This is a genomic window from Clostridia bacterium, from assembly GCA_026414765.1.
Lineage (GTDB): Bacteria > Bacillota > Clostridia > Acetivibrionales > DSM-27016 > SKW86.
Window position 1 is genome coordinate 193463 of sequence record JAOAIJ010000042.1, and the last position, 18133, is coordinate 211595.

Below are 18133 nucleotides of genomic sequence, written 5' to 3' on the forward strand. Positions count from 1 at the left end.
TTTTAGTCACCGTTCGATACAGTCTGTGATTTATTCTTCCTGACGGATATATCCGGAAGTAATAAGGAAACTGCAATTGCTGCAACAGCGATGATTAAGCTTGTAATAAACACATTGTGAATCGCTGAAGAAAGAATATCTTTTATTTGCTCTAGTAGTATATTAAAATCCGCCATTAGTGATGCCGGAACCTGCTTTTTAAAGGTAGTTATTGTGTTTGTATTTACTAGGGCTTCGGGGTCTTTTATAATTGCACTGTAATCGAATGAAGTATCTGAGGTGCTAAGTATGCCCAAATCAATTTTATCAATTCCACTAGAAATCGATGAAAGCATAATTATTCCAAACACAGCCGATGCAATGGTTCCACCTATATTTCTAAAAAATTGAACCGATGCCGTAACAACTCCCATTTTACTTTGAGGAAAAACATTTTGAACTGCGAGTGTAAAAACTGGCATATTAATTCCTATCCCCATGCCAGAAACTGTCATGGCAGCAGCAACTTCCATAATCGTAGATTCAGCATTCAGCCTTGTCAGAATAAAGATGCCTATTGCTGTTACGACAAATCCGGCGACTGCAAAAAACTTAAGCTTTCCCGTTTTTGAAATTGCCTGCCCGCTAATGAAACTTGCTATCACAAAGCTAATCATCATTGGCGCAGTAGCCATACCAGAATTAGTAGCACTTTCGCCAAGAACAACCTGTGCATAAAGAGGAATAAATAGTACGGCTCCAAACATAGTCGCATTAGATAAAAAAGCTGCAACAGTTGATACGCGGAAGGTTTTATCTTTAAACAGCGTCAGTGGAAATATTGGTTCCTCCGCTTTCTTTTCTATAAAGCCAAATGCTGCAAGCATGATAAACGAAAAAGCAAACATAATGAGGACCTGTGCAGATAACCATGAATATTTTTTACCTGCCCATGTAAAGGCTAAAAGCATAGGTGTAAGCCCCAGTATTAACGCAATTGTACCTGCATAGTCCACTCTTCGGCGGGCAGCAGTATCTTTTTTATCTGAAGGTACTGCAACAAGTATGAGGGTAATGAAAAGAATGCCAATAGGAAGGTTTATGTAAAATACCCATCTCCAGCCAAAATGCTCCGCGATGACCCCTCCTAAAACAGGACCAATGATACTTGCAAGTCCAAACGCTGAAAATACGACACCTGTGTTTTTTGCTCTTTCCTCTGGCGGAAAAACATCACCAATCATTGCGAAAGTATTTGCCATTAGTGTTCCGCCACCAATACCCTGTATTGCCCTGAAAATAATCAGCTGCATCATAGACTGTGAAAGGCCGCAAAGCATAGAACCCGCCAAAAATGTAAACGAACCTATTATAAAGAACAGTTTTCTGCCGAATGTATCCGCAAGTTTTCCCGATATCGGCGTAATTACCGTCGAAAACAGCATATAGATAGTTAACGGCCAGGCATATAAATCAAAACCATTCAAAGCATCAGAAATATTTTTCATGGCAGTGGAAACAATTGTACTGTCCAATGCGGCAAGAAGGACACTCAGAGTTAAACCTATCATAATAATTTTTTTTTGTTTTCTACCTGGATTAATAAGTTCAGTCACAATATTTTTTCCCTCCATTCAGTTTTTTTCATTACATGCTGTATGATTTCTATGGATTTTAAGAATTGTTCCATTTCGTCATCAGTAAGATTTTCAAATCGTTTACTGACCGCCGCTTTTAAATTTCCCCGATGTTTTTCTGTTAACTCTTTTCCTTTGCCGGTTAATCCGATTTTTATAATCCTGCGGTCTGTTTTATCCGGAAATCTTTCGATAAGCTGTGCTTCAATCAATTTATCAACAAGAACAGTCATTCTTGATTTAGATATCAGCAGCATCGCCCCGACAGTTGAAATAGGAACTTTCCCATACTCCTTAAGTACATGCAGTGTTTGGTAATCCTGATATGAGTATTCGGGATCGGAACACTTGTCTCCAAGCAGTATAAAGTACTTGATAACAGTAGGGAATACTTTTAGAAAACTCTCAGAAACTGAATCCAACTTATTTTCATTCAATTTGTCTGCCTCCTCTTAGTCCGAAATGCCAACAGTTTATATTATGTATAGTTAACATTATAAATAGTTCATAATATTAACTATTTATAATGTTAATCCATTTTATACCAAAAGTCAATACAGAATTCATCGCTTGAATAATTTATAAAAAAAATAAAGGCATTAAGACTTTCCTTCTCAATACCTTTATTTTTTTGTGAATTGTGTTATAGGGTAACATAATCAAAAATATCCAGAATCATTTATCTCAAGTATGATTGTCATGTGGTTGCCCAATATACCAGATTTCGTAGCTTTTCGGCCTGATCCTGCTCCGAACAAACTGGTTTTAGCTTACTGCCTGTAAGCTTTTCATTAACAATTCTACAGGTTCCCCCGCACACTTTACGAAGATCACAACCTTTGCATGTCTCCATGTAGCTAACCTGATGCAGTTTGGATAAAGTGCGAAGATAGGGAACAAGTTCTTGAATCGTCATTTTATCTATATGACCGATGGACCCTTCGAGCAGATGGCAAGGATAGATATTTCCATCCGGTCCTATGACAATCTGTTCGCAATAACCGCAGCTAAGTGTTTCACAAATGACCTTTCGGGTCGGAATTTGATTTGCTTCGGCAAGCAGAGATAAAAAATTAAACCGATTTTGCTCCGTATCAAATTCACTCTCAATTTCACATCCACGACCATGACGGCATACACCCATGCCTATATGGAATTTTACACCAGTTCCACTATAACGCCGTGCGAATTGCAAAAAATCATTTTCTATCGAATGACAGTTCTGTGGCATGGCAGTTATTCCAACCTGTACGTGAAGCGGTGTTTTAATAAGTAAATCGATAGCTTGAAGTATTCTTTTGTAAGTACCTCTGCCTCTTATAAGATCATTAGTTTTTTCTTCCGGACTTCCTAAGCTGATTTGTATACCGCTAAGTGTTTCCGTAAGAACATTGATATACTTTGGTACTAGCAGTCCATTTGTAAGCATGCGGATTGAGAGACCATTCTTTTTCCCACACTCGAGTAGTTCAGCGATATCATGTCTCAGTAACGGCTCTCCACCGGTAAGCAATAAATGTGTGCCGCCATTCTTGGCAAAATCTTCTATGAAAGCTTTCCATCGCGTTGTTGGAAGTTCATCAGTTGTCGGAGAATCCGGGCCTGAGTCGGCATAGCAGTGAATACAGCGTAATTGACACTTTTTTGTTATGTGTAATCTGGCAAAACGCTCCGGTTTTAACGTATAAGGGTATGTTTCGCCCCTTATCCCACATACGAACCCTGATCGTGCTAATTTGAAAACGAGGCTTAGGATATTCTCCCATTCTTTGGTGAGCACATCTTCATCAGCCTTGGTAGAACGGTGCTGAAGTATTGATACAGGGGAAAGACCGGATTTTAGAAGCATCAAAATTTTATGCTCGTCAAAATTTAAGACGATAAAAACACCTTTTTCTGGAGCAATCCAAAAATATTCATTTCCTATTTTTTTGTACTTGATATTAGTAATCAATTGAATTCTATTTTCTGGTAATAGCAAATTCTGTTTATCAATCATCGGGATTCCTCATTCAAAATATATTTCATCTTAAAGGTACTCAATATTTCGTTTGCAGTCTCGCTTATATCTGGCAATAAGCCTCTGTTCATTTTTCATACCTCCTTGAGGCTGTTATACATCGCAGTCTGTTCAGCTTGATTGAACCTTGAAAGCCTACTACGCACTGAATTCTGTACCTGAAGCCAATCCTCATAATGACAGAACTTATTGATCGGGCACTTATTGCATTGCCCACAATCCGGCAGCCGCATATATTGAAATGCATTTTTCCGGTCACAAAGGTCCGCTATTATCTCTGAGGCTAAATCTTCATCATATATTTCCTTAAGATGGTGTCGGATGTCCGAGATCGCCCACCCATCAGCCATCAATCGAAAGTATTCCAGAACACCTGCAAAATATTTTTTATTTTGCAGGTCATATCCTGTCCTACGCAGGTTATCTCTCAAATATTTATAAGCATGCTTATAGTCACCAATCCGATGGAATAGAAGCGATAAAAGAAAATCCCCTTGTTCCAAAAAAGAGCAGTCCCAGGACGGTGATATTATCAATCCGGCCATCCAGGAGAATAAAGGTATTTCCTTCCTCAATTCATATTGAAGCGGATCATCTTCTGCAGCTTTCCATTCAGTTTCCAGTGCCAAGATGCAGGCATTAAGCTCTTGTTCTGAGGCATGGGAGAGGTGAAGAATACACCACCGGTCCGATTGCTTCTTTGATCGTTTAAACATATTCTCAACTTGCCCCTGGCTAATCGGCGGAATTAATGCGTTAGACATTCCTTCAACAAAAACATGAAAAGATGGAAAACTAAGGAATGATACATCCCGGATAAAAATCTTTCCTCCCAAATCATGAATCCGTCTTACAACGAACTCAAAGGCTTCACGGCTTGTATTAACCCTGTCTGCGAATCCGGCTGGAAGTCCTTTTGCAAAAGACGATACCAACATATTTACCGGGATCTCACTTGATCCGTTTTTCACACACCGCACGAATTGAAACAGCCGGTTTTTTGCAGAATCAAAAAATGGGGGACCTTGGAATTGCTTATGGGAAAGCTTGATCGGAATACGTTGCTTAGGATACCTTTTGTCCAATGTACCTTGAAAACTCTCTGTTAAGCATCGCTCTAGTGCAATATCGATATTTGGATCAGAGCCGTATCGCAATACTCCTTTGTTTTCATTATCTATCAAAACAGTCCCGATTACAGGAAAACACCCTCCAAGGCTGCAATCTTTAATCATTACAGTTAGTCCCTTGGCGCGTATTTCCTGAATGACGGGATATATCGGACGATCTGCCCATACCTCCAGAGGAACTGTTGGAAACTCATATAGACTATCTGAAAACGCCTGTCTCATAACATAACGCTCCATGATTTCGCAAAGTCCTTGACAAACAGCCTCATAGAAGGAATTGCCAGCACACATCCCGGTAGAACCAATCCGATTCAGCATAAGCGACCATCTTGCATTTCCAAACTGTAGACTATAGGGTAAATTGACCATACATTGTTTTTCAAAATCAAAATATGGGAGGCAAATTACTTCGCAGTCATTCGGAAAAGGCACATTATCTATTGGTGGAGCAATAAACCATTGTAGAAAACCAGGTTGTTCTTTAAGGTATTTATGGACTGGAACATGAATCTGGTCAGGAGGATCTAGTGAATACTCCAGCTTAGGCATCTTACCATAATATTCCATGAATCCATTCATAAATCTATTCTGGAGCCGCTCCATTAGTTCTGCGTACGCGCTCGCCAGAGCCAGTTGCCTCGTTGTCCCCTTGCCATTGCACCCGCATCCAGGCAAATCCGAAAGATCAAGCCGTACCGCGTGAAGTCGATCACTTGAAGCCAAATAATATGATTCATGAACATTAATCTTTGCATTCTGCAGAATGGTACGGATTCTGTCCACCGTTTCTTCCGGGGGACAATCCTTTCGATATTGATGTATCACATTATAGCTGGAGCTTAACAACGACAACCTCCAGGAGGATCTGGACACCAGCAGCCATCTTTTGAACAAATAGCTTCAAGCTGCGTCCTTAATTCCTCGCTTGATCCGCCGGCTATATTAAGGAATTCACTATCATCAAGTGTTTTAGCCCCTTTTCTTACGATACATCTAATTAGTTCTTGTAGTATTTCTTCCTGATTACTTTCTTTCTGTTTCATTTCTTTTCTCCTTATTTTTTGTAGTATTAGTATTGTTATTGCCACGAGCAATCCTAATTATGCGTAAGCATCAAATATTTTCAACTTTACCACAAAATAAGAGTAAGTAAGATTAATCAAACAATTTTCAATGAAGTGAAATAATAGTATCCAGGCAAATCATTTTGTACATCGCTATTTTTACTGAATTCGACACTTTTGCCGAAGTGTTGTGCAGCTATCAACAAATGACAAATACCTATGCCCATTTCAATCTTGTTAGTCTTTTCATAAATAAGGGCTTTTATTAAGTTTGATTTAGTGCAGTATGCATGGATTATACTGTTTCCTCCTGCAAAAAACCATGGTTGGTCGTTGGAGCAAGGCGTACAGGTTCGAGTAATTCATCCTCACCTTCCATGTTTCTAATTTGTTCGAGAGGCTTTCTCTTAAATTCGGATACACTTAACCTGTACAATGGTTCATTAGGCTTTCCAAATGCCATTAATATAACGAATTCAAGATTTGTAACATTTAGTATTCCCTTCGTAGGCTTTGGCCATCCTTGCCAACAACTGCCGATACCGTTGGAAGATAGGATAAAACACTTCATCTTTCGCTGCTCTAAAATTAAAGCAAACATTTCTTTTTCTGTACGCATTGTATAAACTCTCCTCTATACTTTGCCCTTCATCCAACCAGCACTTAATTTATCTATTATACATTTATACATCATGTTCATAATTCCGGATAATATTTTTTGCCTTTTCCTTTATTTCATTGACCAAATCAACAGGTTCAATAACCTTAGCCTTATCTCCAAATCCCAGAACCCAGGATACCATATAGCCTCTATTTGTATATCCGACAGAAAATTTCAACCTTCCATCCTCCATAATCTGATAACAATCAGGCCCGTATTCCTCAACAAGACGATATTCCAATGACTTGTCAAACAAAATGGTAATTCTGTTTTCATCAGTAAAATAATCATCTAAATCAAACTCTTCAGAGGGCACTTCTCTTGGAACAAATACCTCATCAAGCACTCCATGCCTCCATAAACGGTTAAGTTTGAACAGACGAAAATTATTCCTGTTCCTACAGTAGCCAAACACATACCAGGATGTCCATTTAAATGTAATAAAATATGGCTCAATCGTCCTGTTTGCAAGTCCCTTTTCAGAATAGTAATCAAAGCTCACAAGCTTGTTTTCCTTTATTGCTGATTTTATCAGGCTGATTTTTTCTGAAAGGCTTGATTTATAATGTGAGGAAAGGTCTATGATAATACTGTCTTTTACTGAAACAACAGCCTCAGTTTTAGGTGACAGCTTTAAAATCAATCCTTCAATTCTGGCAGAATCAGAAACACTGCCAATGCTTTTCAAGCCAGCTATAATGCTATGTAATTCATCAATGGTTAATACACTCTTATCAAGCTTATAGCCATGAGCAATAGAGATTCCCCCATCTCCACCCTGGTAGGTAATAATGGGAATACCTGCTTTACAAATGTCATCAATGTCTCTATGAATTGTCCTGCGGGAAACCTCAAACTTTTTCGCGAGCTCCGGCGCAGTTACTTTATCACGCTGTAATAACACGGTAATGATACCCAATAAACGGTCTATTTTCATTGCCTACCTCATATCAAAAGCACATTTTTATATATATTAACAAAATGCATTCTATTTGTATACTCACTATCGCAGCCTCCGATTCATATTGTATGGGAGCGTTCCTCCAAATGAGTCTGAATTCAATGCAGGGAACGCCCCTTTCTCAAACTACTTCCGGGCAATCAGAACAGCGTGACTGCCTTCCGGCTTGATATCCTCATGGAATACTGAAACGTGAGAAAAACCAGCTTTCAGAAGCAGTTCTTTCTGCAGATCAATTGTAAAAGGTATATCAATGTGATAATATCCACTATATCGTTTGTCTACCAGTTCCTTTGTAATACGAAAATACCTTTGCATATACTGCTCCATCATCATTCTGTCAACGATAAAATCGGATTCGATGTACAAACCTCCAGGTTTCAGAGAAGATACTATATTTCTGTATATTCCTGCTTTTACATCCTCCATAAAGTGATGCAAAGTGAAGCTTGATACAACATAATCAAAGGACTCCTGCGGATATTCCCACCCAATGTATGAACCGCATATTGTATGTATCTGCTGAGCTTTTGAGGAATATTTGTCTTTCAGTAACTCCAGCATTTTCTCTGACATATCAATACATGTAACTTTTGCTTTGGGTACACGGTTAAGCAGATATTCCAGCTCAATTCCAGTGCCGCAGCCGATGTCAAGTATGTCCATTTCATTGCTGTTTACAGGAATAGATTCTGCAACACACTTATAGCATTCAATATCTGCCACCCTCTTTAGCATATGTGAATCATAGCCGTCTGCTCGTGCATCGAAAAACTCAGACATTTCTTCCACATTGCAATTAAAGTTCCAATCAGCATCAGGAATATGCTCTATATGATATAAACGGTAATAGTCAAAATCCGCCATATTCCCGTTATAATTCAGCCTTCGTGAATCACCATAAACAAACCCCAATTTTTCGATGACTTTTCTTGATGAAGTGTTTTCGGGCTTTATAATAGCTGAAATCACAGCCAGACCCTGCTTCTCAAAGGCGTACCAGATTAGCGCTTTTGCTGCTTCAGGCGCATAACCGTACCCCTGGAACGGATCGGCAATTGCAAAAAGAATTTCTATCTCGTTGTTTATCTCTGCCTTTGGAGCATATCCAATCAGTCCAATACATACATTATCTTCTTTACGTTCAATGGCAAACACTCTGAATAGTTCAGATGCCTGGCACTTCTCATTTATCCAATCAATCCATTTAATAGCATCTTCCTCATTATTCAATATCATATCCTGCATCCAGAAAGCAACCTTAGGCTGCCGACTGTTTATTGACGCCGCATAAGCATCTTCCCGTGTAAAAGGACGAAGGTCAAGCCTTTTTGTTTCAATGTTAGTTATCAGCATGTCTATAATACCTCCCATCTGTTTCTGTTTTCATATTTTGTTACATCAACCTCTGATACCTTATAAGGTTTTGCAATCATCCGGTTTTCAAGCACCTCTTCCAGCAAGTACATTGAATCACTCCCTTTTCTCTCCATAATTCTTATTTCTCCTTTCCTCTTCCAACACAAAGTACCCGCCAATTTCGCGGATCATGACACTTATTAGCATTCACAGCCCTTTCCGAGCTGCACATTTTACACAAAACAAAATCACCATGTCATTGCCTTGAAAATTAAGACAATGAGAATGGTGATTGATGTACTGAAATAAATGATATTTATTGAACATTTCTTAAGCTAGGAAAACCCTCAGCAATAGAAATGCCACTTCACTTAATAAATAGATATATCTCACTCAATATGCAGCTCTCACTTAATTTTCTTTTACGCAACAAATTAAAGCCCTGGACAACAAGGCTATAAATACATTTATTCGTTTCAGAAAATTTAAGCGTTAGCTGGCATGGGACTACCTCACTTTGTTTGAATTTGAGAATATTTTACTATGCGTACTTGCAAATGTAAAGAAGATCATAATATATTTTTAAAATCCGATCATCAATTTTTCTCGCCACTGAACATGCATGAAGTATCCTCTTTGGTAGCACTAAACCCAGAACATCTCATACCAGAAGTGATCAATAAACTGCCTTTTCTATTTACTAATGAAGAGCTTATTCTTAACAATTACTGAAGTTTTTTGTTCCGGATTTAAGAAGTGAATCCATGATAACTACGATCAAGTAGCAGGATAACACATCTGCTGAGGTTATAGTTAAGAACCATCCGGGACGAATAGTTATTACACCTATTTTCGTTAATATAAATTGAGTTAAAAACAATCCGCTAAATACCATACACTTCACAAACCAGCTTAGTTTCATCTGATAAACATAAATCATAATATTTATGATTATGAAAAGGGGAATATGAACCAATATCAAATTGTCCTTAAATACATTTGGAAACACATTATAGTTTATTATTCGAAACTTTCCATATACAAAAGCTGAACGCACTAACCCGTAACTGGACACAACCGCAAAATACAAGGCAAAATAGTAAGTCAAGAATTTTGGTGAATTGAGTAGTTTATAATACCACTTTTTAAACAGGAAAGCCAGCACTATTAAGCCAACTAAAGTAATCCAAGCTTTATACCAATTATGCTGATATACTCCCAGTTTTAAAAAAAGAATTTCAATTAAGTAATAAATTACAGCAGAAATAAAATTCCATATTGTACGTGATTTGTATATAACCAACAATACCAATGTAGTACAGATTGAAAGTTGAGAAAAGTGATTTCCCATAACTGTATCAAGAAATGCATCCTTGGAAATCTTTGGATAATAATTATAGGCCCCGCCATAGAAACCAAGGAGAATAGACTCTGCGCTGTAAACAAAACCCAAAGTTGTAAAAGTAAAAGCTATATTGAATTTTCTGCAATCGGGCTTCCTTATTATTAGTATTGAAGCAACAACGCTTGTAATGCCTAATAAGACATACCATATGGTATTAGTCCAAAATGTTGGGCTCATAATTTCCTCCATGCAGAAAACACAATCACCAAATGTTACAAACTTAAGTACTAATCCTGGTACCATTCTAAGAAATGAATATAATTATTTACAATTAGTATTGGCAGAAAATTAATTATTGAAACAAATAAATTTTATAGAACCCCGCTTGTCAAAACAATTCTATTTGGACTTTCTTAAGTGATTTTACTTTTCTTTCAGTTACCCTTTCTTCTGATTTAAGTATATCGTTGAGGATTTCAGATTTGGGATTATATGCTTTCATATTTGATTCAACTGATTTTTCACTAAAATTTGCATAACAGTATACGCAGCCATTGGCACAGGTGTTATAAGTACCAATGTCTATACTTTCCACACATCCACAGTATTCCCTCTGGTTTTTATCCTGCTTCACATCAAGCTTATGACCGCATACCTTTTCAATAATATCTTTATCTATACAACTGGCTTTTCCAATACCATAAACAGTCAAATCCATTTTCTCACAACAGGCTTTTACATCCAGGTCATAGCTCTTTGCAGTTTGTCCAATAAATACTGCAAGTTCAGCGATTTCCATATCGGTTATATCTCTGATAACATCTGTCCTTAACTTCTTATAATAGTCCACAAAGCTAATTGTAACGCTTTCTGTATATGAACGGAGTCTATCACAAAGCTGTAAAAACTGCCCCAGGTGGTAATCTACTGTCAGTCTGTCATTCAATATTATAGGGTCATATCTCCACAACACCCGTTCTTTACCGACTAAACTGCTCAACTCAATAAACGTACTCACAATATCATTCTTGTCACGCATATTTTTCTCAATCGTGCAATCATATGGTGTAAGCGTGAATTGAAAATAATATTTATACCCCATATTATCGATAAGTTTGAGGTGAGGAATAATATTCTTTGCATCTTTTGTCCAAAAAACAATGCAATCCACAACATCAGGCGACAAAGAAATTCTACTCACCTGTGAATGATTAATAGGATTCCTGGTTAGAACATACCCTTCTTTCAAGCGGTTTATGAACCACTCAGAATAATAGCAGGGAATATCAGTGCGTCTTGAAACAGATAAAATCATAAAATCACCTCAACTGCATGAACTTTAAAATTGCTACAAATGAGTTTAACATTTATTTGCAGAGTTACACTTTCTTAATATCTCTTAACTCTCTTTTATTAAACATGCCCAGCTCCCACTCATGCATCTATCGCGCTCTTTTGGCAAGCAGCCGAAATGATTCATTCAGATGAACAAAGAGATGTCTGCTTGCAGGCATAAGGAGAAGTCCTGAATAAGTCTTTTTACCCCAATAGTCAAGGAGCCAAGCTGCCTCATTATGCACAGCTCCTTCATCTAATAACCGTTTTAACCTTGATGGCTCTACTCTATTTTTCAGCTCCTCAGGTTTTAAGGATTTTACAATTTCTATTGTTCTTAGGCCAACGGAGTTTCTATATCCCCTTAAAGCTTCCATTTCTATTGAATTCGATAATTGCTCAATTTCATTCTCATTCATTGCATTTCCTGTATCATAAAAGTTTATACTTAGCTTTTCTGTCCAGTCTCCGTTAGTCATAACCTGTGATTCATTTGCAATCAAAATATTCATGGTAATATCTTCGATTCTAGCAGAATGCCAAAGCTTCCATGCAATAGACTGTTCTTCTATGAAAAGCTTTCTAAATGCAGATTCATTCATTTTATTCCATAATTCATCTTCAAAAGAAAAAGTCGTTGGAGATACCTGAGATGAATGAACCATCCCATGAATAGCTAAAAATATATCTATACATTTTTCAAAGTCATTTGATTTCGACCATGTGTCCTGCAAAATCTTAAATTGTTCATTCCAATATACTCTGTTTAAATCCTTCAAGTTTGCACCGCCTTATAAATATTAAGAAATAACATTTACCACATTATAACTTAAAAGCGTTCTCTATTCCATCGCATATCCTGAATAAACTAAACGCCGTCAATCAAATATTTAGCTGTGTGGCTCACCATGTCGAAATCAATCGTATCCAATGTATCTTTTGGCGTATGGCTATATTCCAAGGCACCACTAGCAATCTGCATGTTGTCTTGCAGTATCCCACTGTTTCTTTGCTATTGCCCACATAGTTTCATTTCCGGCATTCCTTATTCGCCTGTTTGTAAAAGGATAGCCAAATATACTCCGACATACTTTCATCTGCAAAACATGCAGTTCTTCAAACATACGGTAGTTATTTGTATTTCTTTGTGCCTGGGATATAAAACCCAATTTTTCATAAAGCCTTATGGTATTCGGATGAATACCGAACATTTTAGCCAGGTCAATAGCATTATAACTTTTTTTATTTTTCTGCATTGTAAATCACCAAACCATTTGCACCTTATTCTCTAAAATTCTTAAAAACTCCATTTCCCAGATTGTAATGATAGATATTAGTGTTATTGAAATTATCATTTTCTAATAATTCTTTTCCATTCTGATACTCAATTGGCAAATATTCTTTGCTAAATGCCACTTTATTGTTTGAAACAGTCTGAAGATATACATATACGATGGTTTTTGTTTCCTCATTACATAATGCATACTCATATACTTTACTACTTCCATAAGCCGTAATATATGCAGGGTAATTAAATTTTGTATTTGAATATTCGATGGAATTGGCTACTTTTCCGTTTTTTATTTTAATCTCACATTTTATATTTTTAAGCCTATCAATTTCTGCTCTGTATTCTTCATCAGAGTAGGTACATTTTAAAAACTGCTGATAACCTACAGAAAACCCCATTCCTCTACATGAATAAAGAAACTCTATATCCTTGGCGTTTTTCGAAATTTCCTTGGGAAATATATATAGCCCGCCCCGTAAATCTTCTTTTTCACCATCTATATGACCTTCATATATGCCATAGTTACTGATATCAATCGTCGTATAGCTTTGATTGCCAAGTGAAAGTAAACCTAATACTATAAGACCGAAACATATTATCATAATAATGCTAATGCATATCGCTCCCAACACTATGAACATTGTCTTTCGCCTGTTTCTTTTCTTTACCCGGAGTGCCAAGTCTTTAAATATTTTATTATTATCTTCCTTTATTTCATCAGGTATTGATGAGTTACAGTACGAGTCCCATAGTTTCTTACACGTTGCGCACTCTTTAATATGACCTTCAACCAGTTGCTTACTATTTTCACTGCATACGCCGTCAATGCATAACGGCATAATATCTTTTGCAACATCACAAGTTATTCTTTTCATTGCAATAGCCCTCCATTCCTTCCTGAATCTGAACCTTGGCCCTAAAGTAGGTTACTCTTGCCCAATTTTCAGTTTTGCAAAAAATTTTACCTATTTCTCTATAAGAAAGTTCGCCGAAAACCCGCAGCATAAATACTTCTTTATATGGTTCATTTAGCTTATGCAACTGTTCATGGATTTTGAGTATGTGCTCTTTCTCGCAATACTCTTGCTCCAAATTTCTTTCTTCACTAATATCTTCGATATTTTCAAGTGACACTATCCGCTTATCCTTACGAAGATAGTCTATATAAGTATTCTTTGCAATCTGGCAAAGCCAGGAAAAAACATTTGCATCATCGCTCAAGTTTTTACTTTTCTCCAAGGCTTTAAAAAATGTTTGTTGTGTAATCTCTCTTGCAATACTATCGTCGCTGCTTAACCTGATTGCAAAGGAGTATACTCTCGAGAAATATCTGTTGTACAGCATCTCTATTTCCAGCAACTTGTCACCTCCTCATAAGTATAACGATAAATTTTGCATTTCGTTACAAATATTTCTTATACCAATTATGCAAAATGTCTGTCTACCTATGCATATCCTGCCTTGCTCAATATTAATAGCCCTTCGGCCTTAATTAAGGCGAAAGACAGACTTACATGAAAACATTGGTGGAAAGATAAATACAGAGTGAAAAGGAGTGTCTCTCCAAAGCAGAATTTGGTTATTTTTCGACACTCCCTTTATCTGTTACTAACTTAGAAATATACTCCTATATATCCGCGTGGATCGTCCTTTTCAAAGAAATCATTACTGGATTGAAGAATTTTCTCCAAAATTTGTTTGCATATAGATTAGAAGTTTCAAAGTCTACATGGACACAGGAAATTTTATTATCCATGCAAAAATTTGCTGCTTCATTGAGTAATTGGTTACCAATATTTCTATTTCTGTACTCTTTTATTATATATGCCCCTATTTCATCAATTGACCCAAAATTCTTAGCACACATTCTCAAAACATCATCTTCTTCTGCTATTGTTAGATTCAGAAATCCAACAATCCTGCTAAAGTGCTTTGCTACAAACACATTGCTGGTATATACAAGTTTCTCCAGTTCCTCCAAGGTTACATTTTCCCTATTGAGATATATTGGCGAATCTCGATAATAATCATTTGATAACTTTACTAAATCATACAACTCAGAAACATCCTGTTGTATCGCCTTTTCAATAATTATACTCTTGTCAAAAGTGTAATTAGCCGAACAAAGATTTGAAAACGCATCAATAAGATACGAACCAAATCCTATATCAAACAACGCGTTTTTGATATGATTATCTGAAAACGGAATAGTAATATAGTGACTCTTAATCCCAGCATTGACCCATGTTTTCGCAAGTTCTTGATACATGACTGAATAAATTATCTCCCTGTTTTCCTGGATAGAAGCATTTCCAGCAAAAGGAATAAACGCGCTTTCTGCACCATGAAAACAAAATGCATCATATACCAGATAACCTACAATTTCATTATCTATCCTTGCAACTACGCCTCTCCCTGTCTGAGCATGTGCTCGTATAAATTCTAAAATCTCTTGTGTATTATTTTCCCAAAATTCATATAAATCTGCATCCGAACAGAAATATGCGAATTGTTTTTTCCATAACTCTAACAAACTCAAAGTGTTATGATTTTCGATTTGTTCCACTACTATTTTTTTATGCACAAAAATTCCTCCACCGACGGAGAGCTATTGAATGGACACCCTCCATATTTTTTTATTGACAGTCATAGCAAACTCCTCCTTTCCAAAAAGATTTATTAAAACGCTGATTAGCGAAATAACACAAGCTGTACATAAAACGTAATTACTGTTCATTTTAGTCATTAATTTAATGCAAATAACCCATATATTATATATCAAATATTGTAATGGGTAAATCTGTTATGAATTTTCATAGCTGTCAACTGGTTTTTTCAGGTGGATGTTAATAATAGTTAATAAGGATTTGAGGCAAAATACTGGGTACAAGTTCAGGCAGTGCAGTTAGCACTGCCTTATATACTTAATACCGGTGCAACAACCTTTATTACTGCTGTTTCAGCCCAAATGGCTAATTCCGGAACATCGTTGTTTATGGCTGTCTTAAATTAAAAGCATAATGATAATCTTGTTAATGTCAGCCATCCCACGAGCCATTAAAGTCTGATTATCGCATGACAATTATTTGAACATTAAGAAAAAGAATATTCCAGATATACCTGATAATCAATGGCAGACTTATAGACGGTTCATAACAGAAAATACATGCAGCGATCATCACTACTTTTTATTTTTTCGGTTGTAAAACAACTCTTGCCGTACTTTCCCTGCAATATCTTTTAATTCAGTGTCCGGCTCATGATAACGGCGGTAAAAATATGTAAATGTTGTATATGTAAAAAGCTTGTTAAGCATAGGAATTCTAATGAAGTATGAAAATATATAATATGCAAAGGATATTGAAAATAAATAGTATAGATAATAGAATATTGTTTTAGCAAATGAATAGCTCATGTCCACCTTCAATATGTCGCTCAGTCCATCCAATATATAGGAGAATATAGGCATAGTTATTATTAAGTATAAAAAAACAGCAAATAAATGACTTGCTTCAATGGCCTGGTTTGGGCAATACCCCATGCACCGCATACAGCCTTCGCAGGTGAGTTTCCAGTAGGGGCGGAGCTTTTTCCATCCAATCATTTTGATTGCTTTTTTCGGACAGCTTTTTGCACAAAGTCCGCAGCCTGTGCAATTCTCCGAGGCAAAGAACAGCTTTGCCAGGAAAAAGCGTACAAATACCATATATATGAAAGACACCGGAAGCAATGCAAGGCCCAGGAGCAAATCCGGAATACCCCAAAATTCTTTCCTGCCGCTGAGTATGCGATCAATGAAAAAATCCTCTTTAATCCTTGCTTGATCAATAATGATTCTCGAATCTGCCTCAGTCAGGCCGGGGTGTACATTTATCATGTTGGCTGGCATATTCAGCCCCATCACGCCACGGATTCTGCATCCCTTCAGCATAAGGATCAAGGCAATCAAATAAGCTGCAGACCCTTCAAAGCCGCGGAAAGGAACCGAATCAAACATCAGCGCACCTTTGGTCGCTACCACAAACGCATGTTGTCCTTTCACGCGAGGCAGCTGTAAGGCATGCCGGATTACCAGCCAGGGAGCTGTAAGACCATAGGTTGGAAAAACAAACCCCATCAAAGTTCCCGGCTTTTTGCCGGCAGCAGTTTTATTATGATGCCCGGTAATTTGCTCCAGTTCGGAGCTGATCCCTTTCCCCTGGGCTGCTTCTTTCATCCATACTGCAGCCCTGTAAGAATTCCCGGTCCCGCTCATGAATTTGATCTTCAGAAAACTATAATCCATACTGCACCACCTAGCGTAAGTTTTTCATCAGGTATTCTCTCAGAGAATCAGGGAAGCGTGCGATCATACTTAATGCATAAGGAACTGCAACCTCATAGCGGGATTTCAGCCGTCTTTCCCCGATAATTTTACAAATAGTTTCTGCAGCTTTTTGAGGTTGAGCATAAGCCTGCATTTCCCTGCGTCTTGTATCTGAGCTATATAAACTTTTATAGCAGGAAGCCGGATTTGTCATAAGATAGCATGAATGTTCATCCATTGTCTTAAAAAATCCGGTTTTGATTGGGCCCGGTTCGATTACTGTTACTTGAATATTTTGTTTGAACAATTCTAAACGAAGGGTATCAGTTAATGCCTCAACAGCGAACTTTGAGGCGCAATACGCTCCATTAACCGGCTGGGCGAATTTCCCCGATACCGAACCGATGTTGATGATTTTTCCGGCTCCGTTCCTGCGCATTTCAGGTATTACAGCCTGAATCATATTGATTATGCCGAAAACATTTACATCAAACATACTTTTCATGTTTTCAATACTGATTTCTTCTAGGGCACCTCTGATTGAGTATCCTGCATTGTTAACCAAAATGTCGATTTTTTGGAATCGAGCAATAACTTCGCGTACTGCACCGGCTATCGACTCACTTTTTGTAACATCAAGCGGCAGCCTTAAGGATGCTGGCAGATCCTTAATAGTATCCACTTTCCTGGCTGTTGCAACAACTATATACCCTTTGTCCGCCAATACCCGGCTGAGTTCACGGCCAATTCCGGAAGAGCATCCGGTAATAAGCACGACTTCTTCCTTTTCCATAACAACTGACCTCCATGAAGTATGATGATTACATCATACTAACTTCGGAAAGCCGACGCATTATCATTTGTTAAGATTGGGCTTATTTCTGATTCTGCTGGGTCATACTGGTGTGATACCAAGATAAGCTGCAAGTGATTGTTCATCAGACACCAGGTAATAATTCTATTTTTATTTTCTTTTCATACTTATCCGGTGTCTCAATAAATCTTACACGATCCTCATTATCGTAAAAGATTTCCTGTTTGCCAA

The 18133-nt window shown here is 37.3% G+C and carries 18 protein-coding genes; all 18 read right to left on the reverse strand.

What is annotated here, in order from left to right; genetic code table 11:
- Positions 1-2: 2 nt before the first annotated feature.
- Positions 3-1595 carry an MFS transporter gene (locus tag N3I35_15985; GenBank protein ID MCX8131579.1) on the reverse strand — a complete coding sequence of 531 codons (1593 nt, stop codon included), beginning with the start codon at positions 1593-1595 and terminating at the stop codon, positions 3-5.
- A complete protein-coding gene (locus N3I35_15990; GenBank protein ID MCX8131580.1) occupies positions 1592-2053 on the reverse strand; it encodes a MarR family winged helix-turn-helix transcriptional regulator in 462 nt (153 codons plus the stop codon). The genes N3I35_15985 and N3I35_15990 overlap by 4 nt, the downstream gene beginning before the upstream one ends.
- 260 nt (positions 2054-2313) lie before the next feature.
- Positions 2314-3465: a radical SAM protein gene (locus N3I35_15995; GenBank protein ID MCX8131581.1), complete on the reverse strand. Its 1152-nt coding sequence runs from the start codon at positions 3463-3465 to the stop codon at positions 2314-2316.
- Positions 3466-3710: 245 nt separating this feature from the next.
- Positions 3711-5591, reverse strand: a complete 1881-nt coding sequence (locus N3I35_16000) for a YcaO-like family protein (protein MCX8131582.1) — start codon at positions 5589-5591, stop codon at positions 3711-3713.
- 14 nt (positions 5592-5605) lie between these two features.
- A complete protein-coding gene (locus N3I35_16005; protein MCX8131583.1) occupies positions 5606-5809 on the reverse strand; it encodes a hypothetical protein in 204 nt (67 codons plus the stop codon).
- A 316-nt stretch (positions 5810-6125) separates the two neighbouring features.
- Entirely contained in the window at positions 6126-6449 is a 324-nt protein-coding gene (locus N3I35_16010) for a hypothetical protein (GenBank protein ID MCX8131584.1), read from the reverse strand.
- Positions 6450-6513: 64 nt separating this feature from the next.
- A complete protein-coding gene (locus tag N3I35_16015; GenBank protein MCX8131585.1) occupies positions 6514-7428 on the reverse strand; it encodes a YafY family transcriptional regulator in 915 nt (304 codons plus the stop codon).
- 150 nt (positions 7429-7578) lie between these two features.
- On the reverse strand, positions 7579-8808 hold the full coding sequence (locus N3I35_16020) for a bifunctional GNAT family N-acetyltransferase/class I SAM-dependent methyltransferase (protein MCX8131586.1): 1230 nt from the start codon (positions 8806-8808) through the stop codon (positions 7579-7581).
- 2 nt (positions 8809-8810) lie between these two features.
- Complete coding sequence (locus N3I35_16025) at positions 8811-8945, reverse strand: hypothetical protein (GenBank protein ID MCX8131587.1); 135 nt, start codon at positions 8943-8945, stop codon at positions 8811-8813.
- Positions 8946-9529: 584 nt separating this feature from the next.
- On the reverse strand, positions 9530-10393 hold the full coding sequence (locus tag N3I35_16030; GenBank protein ID MCX8131588.1) for a hypothetical protein: 864 nt from the start codon (positions 10391-10393) through the stop codon (positions 9530-9532).
- Positions 10394-10544: 151 nt separating this feature from the next.
- Complete coding sequence (locus N3I35_16035; GenBank protein ID MCX8131589.1) at positions 10545-11471, reverse strand: DUF1848 domain-containing protein; 927 nt, start codon at positions 11469-11471, stop codon at positions 10545-10547.
- 127 nt (positions 11472-11598) lie between these two features.
- Complete coding sequence (locus tag N3I35_16040; GenBank protein MCX8131590.1) at positions 11599-12270, reverse strand: DinB family protein; 672 nt, start codon at positions 12268-12270, stop codon at positions 11599-11601.
- A gap of 189 nt (positions 12271-12459) precedes the next feature.
- Positions 12460-12747, reverse strand: a complete 288-nt coding sequence (locus N3I35_16045; GenBank protein ID MCX8131591.1) for a MerR family DNA-binding transcriptional regulator — start codon at positions 12745-12747, stop codon at positions 12460-12462.
- Between the two features lie 25 nt (positions 12748-12772).
- A complete protein-coding gene (locus N3I35_16050) occupies positions 12773-13657 on the reverse strand; it encodes a zf-HC2 domain-containing protein (GenBank protein ID MCX8131592.1) in 885 nt (294 codons plus the stop codon).
- Entirely contained in the window at positions 13638-14141 is a 504-nt protein-coding gene (locus N3I35_16055) for an RNA polymerase sigma factor (protein MCX8131593.1), read from the reverse strand. Before N3I35_16055 ends, N3I35_16050 begins: the two co-directional genes overlap by 20 nt.
- Positions 14142-14409: 268 nt before the next feature.
- Positions 14410-15366, reverse strand: a complete 957-nt coding sequence (locus N3I35_16060) for a GNAT family N-acetyltransferase (GenBank protein MCX8131594.1) — start codon at positions 15364-15366, stop codon at positions 14410-14412.
- A 597-nt stretch (positions 15367-15963) separates the two neighbouring features.
- Positions 15964-17067, reverse strand: a complete 1104-nt coding sequence (locus N3I35_16065) for an EFR1 family ferrodoxin (protein ID MCX8131595.1) — start codon at positions 17065-17067, stop codon at positions 15964-15966.
- 10 nt (positions 17068-17077) lie between these two features.
- Positions 17078-17881, reverse strand: coding sequence for an SDR family oxidoreductase (locus tag N3I35_16070; protein ID MCX8131596.1), 804 nt, complete (start codon positions 17879-17881; stop codon positions 17078-17080).
- Positions 17882-18133 lie beyond the last annotated feature (252 nt).

Coding starts and splice junctions, on each gene's coding strand:
- N3I35_15995 (MCX8131581.1), bottom strand. CDS start 3,465: ATGCTTCTAAAATCCGGTCTTTCCCCTGTATCAATACTTCAGCACCGT.
- N3I35_16005 (MCX8131583.1), bottom strand. CDS start 5,809: ATGAAACAGAAAGAAAGTAATCAGGAAGAAATACTACAAGAACTAATT.
- N3I35_16010 (MCX8131584.1), bottom strand. CDS start 6,449: ATGCGTACAGAAAAAGAAATGTTTGCTTTAATTTTAGAGCAGCGAAAG.
- N3I35_16015 (MCX8131585.1), bottom strand. CDS start 7,428: ATGAAAATAGACCGTTTATTGGGTATCATTACCGTGTTATTACAGCGT.
- N3I35_16020 (MCX8131586.1), bottom strand. CDS start 8,808: ATGCTGATAACTAACATTGAAACAAAAAGGCTTGACCTTCGTCCTTTT.
- N3I35_16025 (MCX8131587.1), bottom strand. CDS start 8,945: ATGGAGAGAAAAGGGAGTGATTCAATGTACTTGCTGGAAGAGGTGCTT.
- N3I35_16030 (MCX8131588.1), bottom strand. CDS start 10,393: ATGAGCCCAACATTTTGGACTAATACCATATGGTATGTCTTATTAGGC.
- N3I35_16035 (MCX8131589.1), bottom strand. CDS start 11,471: ATGATTTTATCTGTTTCAAGACGCACTGATATTCCCTGCTATTATTCT.
- N3I35_16045 (MCX8131591.1), bottom strand. CDS start 12,747: ATGCAGAAAAATAAAAAAAGTTATAATGCTATTGACCTGGCTAAAATG.
- N3I35_16050 (MCX8131592.1), bottom strand. CDS start 13,657: ATGAAAAGAATAACTTGTGATGTTGCAAAAGATATTATGCCGTTATGC.
- N3I35_16065 (MCX8131595.1), bottom strand. CDS start 17,067: ATGGATTATAGTTTTCTGAAGATCAAATTCATGAGCGGGACCGGGAAT.
- N3I35_16070 (MCX8131596.1), bottom strand. CDS start 17,881: ATGGAAAAGGAAGAAGTCGTGCTTATTACCGGATGCTCTTCCGGAATT.